Origin of the sequence: Flavobacterium ginsenosidimutans, assembly GCF_003254625.1 — a bacterium.
Lineage (GTDB): Bacteria > Bacteroidota > Bacteroidia > Flavobacteriales > Flavobacteriaceae > Flavobacterium > Flavobacterium ginsenosidimutans.
Genome location: NZ_QJRJ01000079.1, coordinates 38,829 through 53,228, shown reverse-complemented (window position 1 = coordinate 53,228; position 14,400 = coordinate 38,829). Strand labels below are relative to the sequence as shown.

14 protein-coding genes are annotated in these 14,400 nt (G+C 33.5%); 2 read left to right on the top strand and 12 right to left on the bottom strand.

Annotated features, from left to right (window positions below; all coding sequences use genetic code 11):
- Positions 1-16: 16 nt before the first annotated feature.
- The 4 genes from DM444_RS14935 to DM444_RS14920 all read right to left on the bottom strand — a co-directional run bounded on the left by DM444_RS14935 (position 17) and on the right by DM444_RS14920 (position 2,608).
- Entirely contained in the window at positions 17-580 is a 564-nt protein-coding gene (locus tag DM444_RS14935; protein ID WP_111288039.1) for a DNA-3-methyladenine glycosylase I, read from the bottom strand.
- Between the two features lie 73 nt (positions 581-653).
- Complete coding sequence (locus DM444_RS14930; RefSeq protein ID WP_111288037.1) at positions 654-1,088, bottom strand: lipocalin-like domain-containing protein; 435 nt, start codon at positions 1,086-1,088, stop codon at positions 654-656.
- 165 nt (positions 1,089-1,253) lie between these two features.
- Positions 1,254-1,931: a hypothetical protein gene (locus DM444_RS14925; protein WP_111288035.1), complete on the bottom strand. Its 678-nt coding sequence runs from the start codon at positions 1,929-1,931 to the stop codon at positions 1,254-1,256.
- A gap of 14 nt (positions 1,932-1,945) precedes the next feature.
- A complete protein-coding gene (locus DM444_RS14920) occupies positions 1,946-2,608 on the bottom strand; it encodes a queuosine precursor transporter (protein WP_111288033.1) in 663 nt (220 codons plus the stop codon).
- Positions 2,609-2,780: 172 nt separating this feature from the next.
- Here DM444_RS14920 and DM444_RS14915 point away from each other — a divergent pair, with 172 nt between their 5' ends.
- On the top strand, positions 2,781-4,844 hold the full coding sequence (locus tag DM444_RS14915) for a M3 family metallopeptidase (protein ID WP_111288031.1): 2,064 nt from the start codon (positions 2,781-2,783) through the stop codon (positions 4,842-4,844).
- A gap of 57 nt (positions 4,845-4,901) precedes the next feature.
- Here the strand turns inward: DM444_RS14915 and tsf are convergent, their stop codons facing one another.
- From tsf to DM444_RS14885, 6 genes are all read right to left on the bottom strand, one after another.
- A complete protein-coding gene (gene tsf, locus DM444_RS14910) occupies positions 4,902-5,864 on the bottom strand; it encodes a translation elongation factor Ts (RefSeq protein ID WP_111288029.1) in 963 nt (320 codons plus the stop codon).
- Between the two features lie 141 nt (positions 5,865-6,005).
- Complete coding sequence (rpsB, locus tag DM444_RS14905) at positions 6,006-6,770, bottom strand: 30S ribosomal protein S2 (protein ID WP_095927954.1); 765 nt, start codon at positions 6,768-6,770, stop codon at positions 6,006-6,008.
- A 176-nt stretch (positions 6,771-6,946) separates the two neighbouring features.
- On the bottom strand, positions 6,947-7,333 hold the full coding sequence (gene rpsI, locus DM444_RS14900) for a 30S ribosomal protein S9 (RefSeq protein ID WP_111288027.1): 387 nt from the start codon (positions 7,331-7,333) through the stop codon (positions 6,947-6,949).
- Positions 7,333-7,788 (bottom strand): 50S ribosomal protein L13, encoded by a 456-nt coding sequence (gene rplM / locus DM444_RS14895; protein ID WP_095927953.1) that lies wholly within the window; start codon positions 7,786-7,788, stop codon positions 7,333-7,335. The genes rpsI and rplM overlap by 1 nt, the downstream gene beginning before the upstream one ends.
- Before the next feature lie 191 nt (positions 7,789-7,979).
- Positions 7,980-8,792, bottom strand: coding sequence for a ferritin-like domain-containing protein (locus DM444_RS14890; protein WP_111288025.1), 813 nt, complete (start codon positions 8,790-8,792; stop codon positions 7,980-7,982).
- Between the two features lie 25 nt (positions 8,793-8,817).
- Positions 8,818-9,564, bottom strand: coding sequence for a ferritin-like domain-containing protein (locus tag DM444_RS14885; RefSeq protein ID WP_111288023.1), 747 nt, complete (start codon positions 9,562-9,564; stop codon positions 8,818-8,820).
- A gap of 209 nt (positions 9,565-9,773) precedes the next feature.
- Here DM444_RS14885 and DM444_RS14880 point away from each other — a divergent pair, with 209 nt between their 5' ends.
- A complete protein-coding gene (locus DM444_RS14880) occupies positions 9,774-10,799 on the top strand; it encodes a LacI family DNA-binding transcriptional regulator (RefSeq protein ID WP_111288021.1) in 1,026 nt (341 codons plus the stop codon).
- Positions 10,800-10,857: 58 nt separating this feature from the next.
- Here the strand turns inward: DM444_RS14880 and DM444_RS14875 are convergent, their stop codons facing one another.
- The gene (locus DM444_RS14875; protein ID WP_162614982.1) at positions 10,858-11,367 is read right to left on the bottom strand and encodes a hypothetical protein; all 510 of its coding nucleotides are present in this window, start codon (positions 11,365-11,367) and stop codon (positions 10,858-10,860) included.
- Between the two features lie 60 nt (positions 11,368-11,427).
- On the bottom strand, positions 11,428-14,271 hold the full coding sequence (gene polA, locus DM444_RS14870; protein ID WP_111288017.1) for a DNA polymerase I: 2,844 nt from the start codon (positions 14,269-14,271) through the stop codon (positions 11,428-11,430).
- Between the last annotated feature and the right edge of the window lie 129 nt (positions 14,272-14,400).

Sequence of the window (14,400 nt, the reverse complement as noted above, 5' to 3'; positions counted from 1 at the left end):
TGACTGAAAACTGAGACTATTTTCCCTTTCGCGTAAAGCAATCTTCCACATGATCATTGACCATTCCGGTAGCTTGCATGTGAGCATAAATAACGGTTGAACCTACAAATTTGAATCCGCGTTTTTTTAAATCTTTACTAATTTCATCTGAAAGAGGAGTAGTTGCTGGAGCATCTTTTGAATTTTTTAGATTATTTACAATCGGTTTTCCATCAGTGTATTTCCAAATATAATCAGAGAATGTTCCAAATTCTTCCTGTACTTTCATAAAAGCCTGAGCATTAGAAACTGCGGCCTTAATTTTTAGTTTGTTCCGAATAATTCCGGTGTTCTGCATTAATTCTTCGATTTTATCTTCAGAATAATTAGCTATTTTTTTATAATCGAAATAATCAAAAGCAGCTCTGAAGTTTTCTCTTTTATTTAAAATTGTAATCCAGCTTAAACCAGCCTGAAAAGTTTCTAGAATTAAAAATTCAAATAAAGTAGGATCATCATAAACAGGAACGCCCCATTCTTCATCATGATATTTTTTGTATAAATCACTGGAAGTACACCAGCCACATCTTATTGGTTCCATCTTTTTATTTCAAATGTATAAAAAAACCTCAAACTGTAAGCTTGAGGTTTTTTGGATAAATTCAAAGTGTAAATTATTTTTTCTTAAATACAGAAACAGCACTTAATGTTACGCCTTCTTCTGTGTATGTAGATTTTATTTTTAAAGTACTACCGTTTAAATCTAAGATGTCAACTTTAACCTCTTCATCACTATATTTTAGCGTTAAAGTGTTTCCGTCTTTTTTCCAAGTACCGTCTTCAGTATAAGTACTGCATTCTGAATCCCAAAATTCAGATGTAACGTCTACGAATTTTGCATCGCTAGTAAAAGTCATTGATGGAATTTCACAACCTCCTTCATTATCATAAGGTTGTAAAACTTCTTGACCGTTAATAATTACTCCTTGGTGAGTAACTTCCCATTTTCCTTCAATTGATGCGTTCTTGTTATCGTCATCGCTACTACAAGATACTGCTGTTAAACCTAATGTCAATACTGACACGAAAAGGATACTTAGTTTTTTCATTTTTGGTGGATTTTATTTGTTAAATGTTATTAACAAAAATAGAATCTTTTTTGAGAAAAACTAATAGTAAAAATAAGTTTTTTCGTAATTTTTTAACATTAATTTATAATTTACTGATTTTCAGGCAAGACGTTTCAAATTTAATTTGATACAGCTTTTCTTTCATTATCTTCCAATCTGCCAACTATATCCTTTTACACTCGGAATGTAGGCTGAACGACCAATTATAACCAAATCGTTGTAGATTTTTTTGTTGTATTTGATGCCTATCGCGTTTCCAGAAGTATACATCTTGTTAGCTTTAAAGATTACTTTCATTTTGCCATCTTCAAGTTCTGCGTCAGATACTTTTTCAACAAACCAAGTTGATTGCCATTTTACGGCCAATTCGTTTTCAGCTGTTTTGGTTACGCTTTTTACTAGTTTAACGGCTTCTTCTGGAATTTCAAAGTTTTCTGTAAGCTGTTTTTGAGTCATGGTCTGACCCATTTTGCATTTATCTAATATTTTTCGAAGATTAACAAAACTCATTAGTTTGTCGTTAACTTCTTTTTTTACGTTTGAAGGATTTGCAGTTTTAGGCGCAGTATTTTGAATCGGAGCTTTGATTTCGATATCATTTTTAACTGCAAAAATTTTTCTTTTATCAATCCGTTTTTTGCTCTCAATTTCTTTTGGAGCAGTAATATTTTTTGATGAGATTTTGGGGTTTATTTTTACAGCAGCAGGTTTCAGTTTATTTACAGACTGAATTTCTTTTTTAGGCTGTTTTTTTTCGTCATTGCCACAACTGAAAAAGAAATAGGTAATTGATATTAAAATAATTAAGCTAAGTTTTTTCATGACCCAAAATATTTTTATTCTTTTTTAGAATGATCTTCGTCTAGATATTTTTTAATCAAATGATGACCTAAATAAATTGCTGGCGTCAATAAGATTGCAATTGCCAGTTTAAATGTATATCCTATTAATCCAGAAGATATAAAAGTGTCAAAATCAATTTTTCCAGGAAGCCAAAAAGCGATTCCTAATACAATAAATGAATCAAATAATTGTGAAATTACAGTAGAGCCCGTTGCTCTTAGCCATATTTTCTTTTCGCCTGTTCTGTTTTTAAAAAACCAAAATATCCAGACATCAATGAGTTGTGAAGCCATAAAAGCAATAAGACTTCCGAAAATAATCCACATACTCTGTCCAAAAACTGCTTGAAACTGTTGATCATTTACAGGACTGATTCCTTTTGCTGCCGGAATTGTCATTGCCATAAATAAAATTAAAAAGGCATATGCAATTAAACAGGCTGTTATAAAAGAAAGTTTTTTTACTCCTTTTTCACCAAAATGATCATTAATCAAATCGGTAGTTAGAAACACAATTGGCCAAGGCAAAATTCCTATACTCATTACAAAGGGGCCAATTTGAATTAACTTTCCTCCAATTAACTCAGCAACAACGGCATTGGTTATAAATATTCCTGCTAAAATTACAAAAACAATTTCTTTTCGAGTCTTAAACATTTTTATTTTGGATATTGATATTTCAAAAATAAGCTATTTCTTTTTAAATCTTTAAAGCCGATCTGTTTTTATAATACGGTCGAATTTGAAGTTTGCTTTTGATTGGTTAATTTTGGGATTCTGTCATTGTTTTTTAGAAATAAATTGAACAGAAATAATTAATGTATTTAGTATGAAAACAGAATCAAATTTAGATAATCCATTGTTAAAAGATTGGTCAGGAGCTTATGGTGGAGTTCCTGATTTTAACGCATATAAAGTTTCAGATTTTAAGCCAGCAATAGAATTTGCCATTAAGGAAAAATTAGATGAAATAGATGCAATTGCAAATAATCCTGAAACACCAACATTTGATAATACAATTAAGGCTTTGGAGCTTTCTGGAGAGAAATTAGATCGAATTCACGCTGTTTATGGTATTTATCGATCGAATCTCAGTACTCCTGAATTTAATGTAGTTGATGTTGAAATGTCGCCAAAATTGGCTGAGATTAATGATAAACTGTATCAAAATGACAAGATGTTTTCTAGGATTGAAGCTTTATATAAATCGGATGAAAAGAAGAATTTAACCAAAGAACAACAGCGTTTACTTTGGCTTTATTATACTGATTTTGTGAGAGAAGGAGCAGAATTAAACGAACAGGAAAAAGATAAAGTTGCAAAGATTAATCAAGAACTGGCAACGCTTTTTACATCGTTTAGTCAAAAATTGTTAGCAGAAGAAAACGATCAATATATAGAATTAAAAACAGAAGCTGATTTTGATGGTCTTCCAGAAGAATTTAAAAATGCGGCTATTGCTGAAGCCAAAGAAAGAAATCTAAAGGTTTTAGGATGTATTGGAAATACAAGATCTTCAATTGAACCTTTTTTGACTTTCTCAAACAGAAGAAATTTAAGAGAAAAAGCTTTTGATATTTTCGTAAAACGAGGCGATAATAAGAATGAAAATGATACAAATGAAACACTTGTTCGTATTCTGAAATTAAGAGCAGAAAAAGCAAAAATATTAGGTTTTGATAATTTTGCACAATGGAGTTTGTTAAATAAAATGGCAAAAGATCCCCAGAAAACATTAGAGTTAATGGAATCTGTTTGGAAGCCTGCGGTTGAAAAGGTAAAGAATGATGTTTCGGCAATGCAGGAAATGGTTGATCGAGAAGGAGGAAACTTTAAAATCCAGCCTTGGGATTACCGATTTTATGCGGAAAAAGTCAGAAAAGCACAATATGATTTAGATCAAAATGAAATAAAACAATATCTGCAGTTAGAGAATTTGCGAGAAGGAATGTTTTGGACAGCTGGAGAATTGTTTGATTTAGGATTTAAACAGCTATTTGATGTTCCAGTTTATCATGCCGATGTTCGTGTTTGGGAAGTGAATAACAGAATTACTGGAGAACCAATAGGATTGTGGTATTTCGATCCGTATGCGCGTGTTGGTAAACGTTCAGGTGCGTGGATGAATTCACACAGAGACCAGCAGAAAATAAATGGAAAAGTGCTTCCAATTGTATCGAACAACTGTAATTTTATTAAAGGAAATAGTAACGAACCAGTTTTAATTTCGTGGGATGATGCGACTACTTTATTTCATGAATTTGGTCATGCACTTCATGGATTGTGTTCAAATGTGACATATCCAAGTCTTTCAGGGACTTCAGTTGCAAGAGATTATGTCGAATTTCCTTCGCAGCTTTTAGAACATTGGCTGGCTGTTCCAGAGGTTCTGAATAAATTTGCGCTTCATTATAAAACGAATGAACCTTTATCTCAGTCATTAGTTGAAAGAATAGGGAAAGCAGCTAATTTTAATGAAGGTTTTGCAACTGTCGAAACGATTTCAAGTTCTTTTGTTGATATGAAATTACATTTAACAACGGAAACAATTGATCCGAAGTTTTTTGAAGAGAAAGTTTTAAGTGAAATTAATATGCCTGCTGAAATTGTAATGAGGCATAGAATTCCGCAATTTGCTCATATTTTTTCAAGTGACGGATATGCGGCAGGCTATTACAGTTATTTATGGGCAGATGTTATCAATGCAGATGCTTACGAAGCTTTTTTAGAAGGAAACGGACCTTTTGATAAGAATGTTTCTGAACGCCTTTACAAAACAGTTTTAAGCGTTGGAAATACGATTGATAATGAAGAAATGTACGAGAATTTTAGAGGGCACGCTCCAAAATCTGATGCATTGATGCGAGCAAGAAATTTTCCTGTTGAAAGCTAAAAATAAAAAAGCCCGAATAAATAAATATTCGGGCTTTTTAATATTGAAAATAATATATTAACCTAAAGTAACTCTTTTGAAACCTGTAATTTCAACATTGAATCCTTTAACGTAATCACCAACTTTTTTACTGTCATCTTTGATGAAGTTTTGATCAAGTAAAGCTTTTTCTTGATCTAAAGTAGTGTTGTCAGAAATGAAACGTTGAACTTTTCCTGGAAGAATTTTGTCCCAAATTTGCTCTGGTTTTCCTTCAGCTTTTAATTCAGCTTTAGCATCTTCTTCAGCTTGTTTAATAACTTCAGGAGTTAATTGAGAGAAAGAGATGTATTTAGGAACATTTTTTAAAGTTTTTCCTAAACGTTTTGCTTCTTCATTGTCTTTTTCGATTACAGCAATACGAGCAGCAAGTTCAGATTCAACGAAAGCAGGATCAAAATCTTTGTAAGATAATGTATCAGCTCCCATAGAAGCAACTTGCATAGAGATATCTTTTGTTAAAGCTTCAGCGTTAGCAACTGGAGCAGAAATTGCAGTTAAAGCAGCAATTTTATTAACGTGAACATAAGATCCAACGTAAGCACCTTCTAAAATTTCGAAACCACCGATTTCGATTTTCTCACCAATAACTCCAGTTTGCTCGATTAATTTCTCAGCAACTGTAATTCCGTTGAAATCAGAAGCTAATAATTCTTCTTTAGAAGAGAAGTTGATAGCTCTTTCTACTAAATCTTTAGCTAAAGCAACGAAAGCTTCATTTTTACCTACGAAGTCAGTTTCACAGTTTAAAGTGATGATAGCTCCTTTAGTGTTATCTGCATTGATAAAAGAAACAGCAGCTCCTTCAGCAGACTCACGGTCAGAACGGTTAGCAGCAACTTTTTGTCCTTTTTCTCTAAGGATTTGTATAGCTTTGTCGAAATCTCCTTCAGCTTCAACTAAAGCTTTTTTACAGTCCATCATTCCGGCACCTGTAGATTGTCTTAATTTATTTACGTCTGCAGCAGTAATTGTTGCCATAATATTTTAAGTTTTAATGTGTTTAAAAGTAAAAAATTCCAGCTTTTAAATCCCAAACTCCAATTTTAATAAATTATCAACATAACGTTTTTAATTTGGCTTGGACTTTGGAATTTAAAATTTGGAATTTAAATGTTTGATTTATTCTTCAGTTGCAGGAGCAGCTTCAGCTTCAACAGCAGGAGCTTCTTCAGCAGCTTCAACTTCTTTTTCAGCACCTCTGTCAGAAAGACCTTCGATTACTGCAGTAGTTACTAAAGATAAAATTTTGTCAATTGATTTAGAAGCGTCATCATTTGCAGGAATCACGTAATCAACCTCTCTTGGGTCAGAATTCGTATCAACCATTGCGAAAACTGGAATGTTTAATTTTTGAGCTTCTTTTATTGCGATGTGTTCAGCTTTGATATCTACTACGAACAATGCTGCAGGTAATCTAGACATATCAGCAATTGAACCTAAGTTTTTCTCTAATTTAGCACGTAGACGATCAACTTGTAAACGCTCTTTTTTAGATAAAGTGTTGAAAGTACCATCTTTCTTCATTTTATCGATAGAAGACATTTTTTTAACTGCCTTTCTGATAGTTACGAAGTTAGTCAACATACCACCTGGCCATCTTTCAGTGATGTAAGGCATGTTTGCAGCTTTTGCTTTATCAGCAACGATGTCTTTTGCTTGTTTTTTGGTAGCTACGAATAAGATTTTTCTACCTGATGCAGCGATTTTTTTCAAAGCTTCATTAGCCTCTTCAATTTTAGCTGCAGTTTTATATAGATTGATAATGTGAATACCATTACGCTCCATATAAATGTAAGGAGCCATATTTGGATCCCATTTTCTAGTCATGTGTCCGAAGTGAACACCTGCTTCTAGTAATTCTTTTACTTCTATTTTGTTTGCCATTTTTGTACTAGTTTACGTTCTGTTGATTAGCAATGTATAAATGGCGATTTCTCTGGCTTTATACATTTAGATGCTAAACTATATCCTACCTCGGTAGGAGAGCAACAATAACTGTGTTTTTTAATTTCAATAAATAATTGATAATGTCTTGTCCCATCTGAACAAGACAGGTAATATTAACGTTTAGAGAATTGGAATCTCTTACGAGCTTTCTTCTGACCGAATTTCTTACGTTCAACCATTCTTGGGTCTCTTGTTAATAAACCTTCTGGTTTAAGGATTCCTCTGTTTTCAGCGTTAACTTCACACATTACGCGTGCTAATGCCATTCTTACAGCTTCTGCTTGACCAGTTGTACCACCTCCGTAAACGTTTACTTTTACATCAAAGTTGTTTTCATTTTCTGTCATAGATAATGGTTGTAAAACTTTGTAACGTAAAGTTGCAGTTGGAAAGTAAGTTGCGAATTCTTTTTTGTTTACAGTGATGTTTCCAGTTCCTTCAGAAACATAAACACGTGCAACAGCGGTTTTTCTTCTACCGATTTTGTGAATAACTCCCATTACTTAAGATCATTTAGGTTAACAGTTCTAGGTTTTTGAGCTCCGTGAGTGTGCTCAGATCCTACAACAACATTTAGATTTCTAAAAAGTTCAGCTCCTAATTTGTTTTTAGGTAACATACCTTTTACAGCTTTTTCTACTAATAATGCAGGGTTTTTAGCTTGCAATACTTTAGCAGTTAAAGTTCTTTGTCCTCCTGGGTAACCTGTATGACGCATGTAAATTTTGTCATTCAATTTTGTACCTGTAAGGTTAATTTTCTCTGAGTTGATAACAATTACGTTATCTCCACAGTCAACGTGCGGTGTGTAACTTGGCTTGTACTTACCTCTTAAGATCATTGCAACTTTAGAAGCAAGACGTCCTAAGTTATGACCTTCAGCGTCAACAACAATCCACTCTTTAGTTACAGTGGCTTTGCTAGCTGAAACTGTTTTGTAGCTTAATGCGTCCATAATATTATTTTAATTAAACATTCCATCCCCAATAAAGGGGATGCAAAAGTACAATTAATTATTTTAAAACCAAATACCTGAAAGAATATTTTATCTGCTGAAAATCAGGACTTCAGTTTTTTAATTATTTAGCCAATAAAAAAACCGTCTCTACAATAAAGTAAAGACGGTTAAATATTTAGAAAAATCGATTATACAATAAATATATTGGCAATATCAACAACTTGTTGTGTTGTAAGTGGCTCATCATAAGCTTCTGAGCCTGCTGCAGGACCAAAAGCAGTTGCAGTATTAAATCCCGCCTGCATGGTTACGCCTTCGCCATCGTATACAGCTTGTGTTGCTGCTGGCATACCTACGCCTCTTTCAGCATTGGAAATCCATCCTTTTAAACCTCTCAATCTTCTAACTTCTGAAGCGTGGCGTGCTTCAACAGAATGAATTTGCAAGGCTGCAGTTAATAAATCTGGTGTAGTAATTAAATTAGCAGCCTGTCCTTTATAAGCTCGAACTCCCGTATCTTCAAAAGCTTGCGCTAGTGCTAAAAAGGTTGGGTAATCTCCAAACGGATCAAAAGCGCCTCCAACTGTAAAGTCAAAAGTTGGTTTTGGAACAAAATTGGCACTTGCTGAACCTCCTAAACCTGCAATTAAAAATTTTACGTGATCAGATTCGTGTGCAGCAATTTGTTGAAATACTTTTAAATCGCGTCCGCCATTTTCAGAAGCTGGAATTACTCCAGAATCTAAAGCCATTGCGTAAAATTCGTCTTCAAGATATTCTAAGGTTAAGGCAAATTGCAAGGCACCAATAGGTGTTGCGGGAGTTGCTGTAATATCTTGTGCGAAAACTTTATTGGTAAGAGCCGACAATCCAAACGGAATTGATGCTAAAGCTAAATTTTTTCCGATATTCCCAAACTGAGTAAAACTGTCTCTTCTTGATCCAGTACTTTTCATTAAGTTATCATCAGTAAAGGATTCTATAAATTTTAAAATGTTCATAATTTCTAAGTTTTACTGGTTTATATTAAGGTAAGTATTTAGCTGTAAATTGTGTGGTAATAAAATTCGCAGCGATAGGCAGAATTTTAGACGGATCTTTTGCGTCGTCTAATCCTGTTGACATATTTACAATGTCGTCTCCAGCAAAATCATTAGAATTCGGATTAATCAAACTTCTTATTGCCGCAGCATGTCTTGCTTCTACAGAAACAATTTTTCCTGCCAATAATAAATAGTCTGCTGTTTTAATTAATTTTCCCGCTCCATTATAAGCAGCAACCCCAGTGTCTTCTAGCGCTTTTGCAGTAGCAAGAACTTCAGTGCGGCTGTTGAAATTTAAAGAACCATAATTAAAGGCTAGAGTAGGAAGTAATTGTGAACTTGGATCGGGAAGCGCTCCATTCAAAGCAGCTTTGAAAAAATCTCGATGAACTACTTCGTGATGGTATAAGTCAGTTAAAACTTCTTGTTCCACACTACTGAATGTTGTGTTGAAACTGCTCGAATTTACTACTTTAGTATAAAAGTCGGCTTCTAATTGTTCTAGAGCATAGGCATACGTTAATACTCCAAAATCTCCAGAACCTAAGTCGAAGACACCATTTCTGATTCCCGGCAGAGAAGTGTCAGGCATATTGTCATCATTATCATTGTCGCTGCAGCCAGCTAGAACCAAACCTGTGGTCACTAATGTTAATCCACTGAGCTTAAGAAAGCTCCTTCTGCTATTCAGTGAAGGGTCAACTTCATGAATTTTAACTTCGTTTTTCATAATCAAGTTTTTTTAATAGGTTAACAACATTGGCCATTAGTTGTTTGGTATTTAATTATTAACGAAATTTTAGGAGATGCGGTTTCAGAAAAATCTGCTTTTTTAATATTATTTCGAATAAATGGTATAATTTGAAAGACAGCTAGTTGTTTTTTATTGTATTTTCGGTAATTCTACTATATTTGTATTAATTACATAAACTTTTATAGATGAAAGCTAAAGCAACTCTAAAACAAATTGCGAAAGAACTAGGAGTTTCGGTGTCAACAGTGTCTAAAGCTCTGAACGACAGTCCGGAAATTAGTGAGCAAACGAAGGTGAAGATTAAAGAGTATGCAAAACTCAAAAATTATAAGCCGAATGTTATTGGTCTGAATTTAAAGAATCGTAAGACAAAAACGATAGGTGTAATTATACCTAATATATTAAACTCTTTTTTTGCTAAGGTTTTTAGCGGTATCGAGAAAGTTGCCGATAAAAAAGGATATAATGTAATTACGTGTATTTCGAATGAATCTTTAGAGAAAGAAGTTCATACATTAGAAATGTTGAGCAACGGAACAATTGATGGATTTATTCTTTCTGTTTCTCAGGAGGCACAAAAACTTCAGGATTACAATCACTTTTCAGAAATTATAAACGATGGAACTCCAATTGTAATGTTCGATCGTATTGCTGATGAAGTAGATTGTGATAAAGTTGTGGTTGATGATTTTGATTCAGCTTTAAACTCTACACAGCATTTAATTGATTTAGGATGTAAAAATATTGCGTTGATTTCTTCTGTAGATAATATAAGTGTTGGAAGATTAAGAACAGAAGGATACTTGAAAGCTCTAAAAGACAATAATATTCCGGTTAACGAAAAAATTATTCTTCGTACCGATTCTGAAGAAGACATGAAGGCTAAAATCGAAGGAATTTTTGATCATAAAATTGACGGAATTTTTGCTTTGGATGAAAATGATTCGGTTGCGGCATTAAGAGTAAGTTTGAAAAAAGGATTTAGAGTGCCAGAAGATATTTCAATCATTGGTTTTGCAGACGGAATTCTAGCTTCAAGACGTTTATCGCCAAGTTTGACTACAGTAAGTCAGCATGGAGTTGAAATTGGAGAAGTTGCTGCAAAAAGATTAATCGAAAGATTGGAAGAGCCAGAAGGAACAATTTCTGAATACGAAACAATCGTCATCAAAACAAAATTGAAAGAAAGAGAATCGACTCGAAAAAAATAAAACTAAAAAACCATCAGCTGAAACTGATGGTTTTTTTATGAAAATAGATTTGAAGTTTTTAGTTAGTTCCGTCAAATACGAGATTATATCCATAAGTATTATTACATGCAACGTAAATTTCTTTTGGCAATCCATTTTTGAAACTAATTTTTGAAATAATCTTTTTGTCGCATTTATGATCTTTATTTGCAAAGATTAAAATACCATCTTTAATTTTCTTAGGCAAACTACTTTCTGTTGGAGCGTAATAATTTCCTAAATATTGATTTTTGTCATTAAATACCAGTATTCTACTTGTGCTTCGATATGACATGCCCCACGTCCAAATATAATTCATGATTTTGTAGGTTCTTCCTTTGTTAGTTTTTAAAATTCCTAAATAGGTTAAAGAAGTTTCTGTTCCTCCTTTCTCACTCCATTTTCCAAAAACAAATTCTTTTCCCACAACATTTTTATGAAGAACTTTTAATCTAATATTTTCATCATTTATTTGAGAATTACCAAATTGGGGAATTCCTAATGTCATTAAAATAAAAAATATCTTAATTAAGATTTTTCTTTTCCTCATTAAAAGCCACAATTTAGTTTGTTTATAAATCTAAAATCAACAATCTGAAATCTAAAATTATCAATGCGCTTCTAACCAGTCTTTACCCATTCCAAGTTCAACTTCTAAAGGAACAGACATTTTAAACGCGTTTTCCATTTCGTGTTTAATCATAGGCTGAATTTTCTCGAGTTCATCGTTGTGAACATCGAACACAAGCTCATCATGTACTTGAAGCAACATTCTTGATTTCCAGTTTTCGTCGCGAAGTTTTTTATGAATATTGATCATTGCAATTTTAATCACATCGGCAGCGCTTCCTTGAATTGGAGCATTTACAGCATTTCGTTCTGCAGCGCTTCTTACAACAGCATTTGCCGAATTAATATCTTTTAAATATCTGCGACGCCCTAAAATAGTTTGCACATAACCTTTTTCACGAGCAAATTCAACTTGTTCTGAAATATAAGATTTAAGACGTGGATATGTTTTATAATAAGCATCAATCAATGCGGCACTTTCGCTTCTTGATAACGAAGTCTGATTGCTTAATCCGAAAGCAGAAACACCGTAGATAATTCCAAAGTTTACGGTTTTAGCATTGCTTCTTTGTTCGCGAGAAACTTCTTCTAGCGCCACATCAAAAACTTTCGCAGCAGTAGCTCTGTGAATGTCTTCTCCATTTTGGAAAGCTTTAATCATATTTTCTTCACCGCTTAAAGCAGCAATAATTCGCAATTCGATTTGAGAGTAATCGGCAGAGATTAAAGTGTAGTTTTCATCGCGAGCCACAAATGCTTTACGAATCTGACGCCCTCTTTCGGTACGAATTGGAATGTTCTGCAAGTTCGGGTTATTAGAACTTAAACGTCCCGTTGCAGCGACAGTTTGCATATAATCAGTATGAACGCGTAAAGTCTTTTTATCTACTTGTTCAGGTAAAGCTAAAATATAAGTGCTTTGTAGTTTTACCATTTGACGCCAATCCAGAATCTGTTTTACTATTGGGTTGTCATTAGCCAAATAAGTCAAAACTTCTTCCCCAGTTGCATATTGACCTGTTTTAGTCTTCTTTTGTTTTGCTCCGCCAATCTTCATTTTATCAAATAAAATGTCACCTAATTGTTTTGGAGAAGCTAAATTGAATTTTTCGCCAGCTGTTTCGTAAATTTTTTGTTCCAAAGATTTGATTTCGACATCCATTTCAGAAGACATTTCTTTAAGGAAGTCAACATCTAAACGAATACCTTCTGTTTCCATATCAGCCAAAACGCTTACTAACGGAATTTCGATTTCATCAAATAACTTTTTAGTTTCTGTTTTATCTAATTCAGCTGTAAAGATTTCTTTTAATTGTAATGTAACATCGGCATCTTCGGCAGCATATTCTTTAATATCTTCCAAAGGAACATCGCGCATATTAAGTTGATTTTTTCCTTTTTTACCAATTAAAGTTTCAATAGATTTTGGAGAATATTTCAAATACGTTTCGGCTAAAATATCCATATTATGACGCATATCTGGATTAATCAGATAATGTGCAATCATGGTGTCAAAAAGTTTTCCTTTTACGGTTACACCATAATTAGAAAGGATTTTTAAATCGTACTTTAAGTTCTGTCCGATTTTCTCAATGTTTTCATTTTCAAAAAACGGAACAAATTTGTTAATCAAAGTTTGAGCCTCTTCTCGGCTTTCCGGAAACGGAACATAAAATGCTTTTCCTTTTTCGTACGAGAAAGACATTCCGACCAATTCTGCGTGTAAAGCATCAATTCCAGTCGTTTCTGTGTCAAAACAAACCGCAGTTTGTTTTTCTAAATTCTGCAAAAGCAATTTAATTCCTAAATCGCCTTGAATGGTTTGGTAAGAATGTTCTGTGTTTTCTAAAGTATTATAAAACGAAGTTTTTGCACTTTCAGGGTTTTCATCGTCAAGAGTTCCGCCACCGCCAAAAAGATCAAATTGGTCTTCGTTTTTAGGTTGCGGTTTTTTGTATAATTTGGCATCAGGAGCTGGAGTAGCAGTTTGTGTGCCATCAGTTTTAAATAAATTATCAAACTGTTCCGCCATTCTTCTAAATTCTAATTCTTGAAAAATAGCATCTGTTTTTTCGATATCAGGACGCGAAAGTTCGTAATCATCTTCGTTGAAGGTTACATCGCAGTCGCAAATAATTGTTGCCAGTTTTTTAGACAAAATACCTTTGTCTTTATTAGCTTCGATGTTTTCTTTCATTTTTCCTTTTAGTAAATGTGTATTTTCTAAAAGGTTTTCCATTGTACCAAATTCTTTCAGGAACTTTTTGGCTGTAACTTCACCAACTCCAGGCAATCCTGGAATATTATCCACGGCGTCACCCATCATTCCAAGAAAATCAATTACTTGGTCTGGTCTTTCAATCTCAAATTTTGCCAAAACTTCTGGGATTCCCCAAATTTCAATTCCGTTGCCCATACGAGCAGGTTTGTACATAAATATATTTTCAGAAACCAATTGTGCAAAATCCTTATCTGGCGTTACCATGAAGACTTTGTAGTTTTGTTTCTCTGCTTGTTTGGCAATAGTTCCAATTAAATCATCGGCTTCACAGCCCTCGACTTCAATAATAGGAATATGCATTGCTCGCAATAATTCCTGAATATACGGAACGGCAATTTTAATAGCCTCTGGCGTTGCATCACGATTGGCTTTGTATTCTACGAACATTTCGGTTCTTACATGGCTTCCGCCTTTGTCGAAAGCAACGGCTAAATGATCTGGTTTTTCTCTTTTAATAACATCCAAAAGTGAGTTCATAAAACCCATAATTGCAGATGTATCCATTCCTTTTGAGTTGATTCTCGGGTTTTTTATAAAAGCATAATAACCACGAAAAATTAGTGCATAAGCATCTAGAAGAAAAAGGCGTTTTTGAGTTGACATATAAAAAATATTAGTCTGTAAAAATAAACAATTGGGTTTTAAAAAACGATTTGCTTCTCGAAAATTATCCGAATAGTTAATGTCTAGTTAAAATATTCATTAGGTACGATTTCTTCATTTTTTCTTCAT

Excerpts from the sequence above, each read along its gene's own strand:
- DM444_RS14935 (WP_111288039.1), bottom strand. The coding sequence starts at position 580 with ATGGAACCAATAAGATGTGGCTGGTGTACTTCCAGTGATTTATACAAA.
- DM444_RS14930 (WP_111288037.1), bottom strand. The coding sequence starts at position 1,088 with ATGAAAAAACTAAGTATCCTTTTCGTGTCAGTATTGACATTAGGTTTA.
- DM444_RS14925 (WP_111288035.1), bottom strand. The coding sequence starts at position 1,931 with ATGAAAAAACTTAGCTTAATTATTTTAATATCAATTACCTATTTCTTT.
- DM444_RS14920 (WP_111288033.1), bottom strand. The coding sequence starts at position 2,608 with ATGTTTAAGACTCGAAAAGAAATTGTTTTTGTAATTTTAGCAGGAATA.
- DM444_RS14915 (WP_111288031.1), top strand. The coding sequence starts at position 2,781 with ATGAAAACAGAATCAAATTTAGATAATCCATTGTTAAAAGATTGGTCA.
- tsf (WP_111288029.1), bottom strand. The coding sequence starts at position 5,864 with ATGGCAACAATTACTGCTGCAGACGTAAATAAATTAAGACAATCTACA.
- rpsB (WP_095927954.1), bottom strand. The coding sequence starts at position 6,770 with ATGGCAAACAAAATAGAAGTAAAAGAATTACTAGAAGCAGGTGTTCAC.
- rpsI (WP_111288027.1), bottom strand. The coding sequence starts at position 7,333 with ATGGGAGTTATTCACAAAATCGGTAGAAGAAAAACCGCTGTTGCACGT.
- rplM (WP_095927953.1), bottom strand. The coding sequence starts at position 7,788 with ATGGACGCATTAAGCTACAAAACAGTTTCAGCTAGCAAAGCCACTGTA.
- DM444_RS14890 (WP_111288025.1), bottom strand. The coding sequence starts at position 8,792 with ATGAACATTTTAAAATTTATAGAATCCTTTACTGATGATAACTTAATG.
- DM444_RS14885 (WP_111288023.1), bottom strand. The coding sequence starts at position 9,564 with ATGAAAAACGAAGTTAAAATTCATGAAGTTGACCCTTCACTGAATAGC.
- DM444_RS14880 (WP_111288021.1), top strand. The coding sequence starts at position 9,774 with ATGAAAGCTAAAGCAACTCTAAAACAAATTGCGAAAGAACTAGGAGTT.
- DM444_RS14875 (WP_162614982.1), bottom strand. The coding sequence starts at position 11,367 with ATGAGGAAAAGAAAAATCTTAATTAAGATATTTTTTATTTTAATGACA.
- polA (WP_111288017.1), bottom strand. The coding sequence starts at position 14,271 with ATGTCAACTCAAAAACGCCTTTTTCTTCTAGATGCTTATGCACTAATT.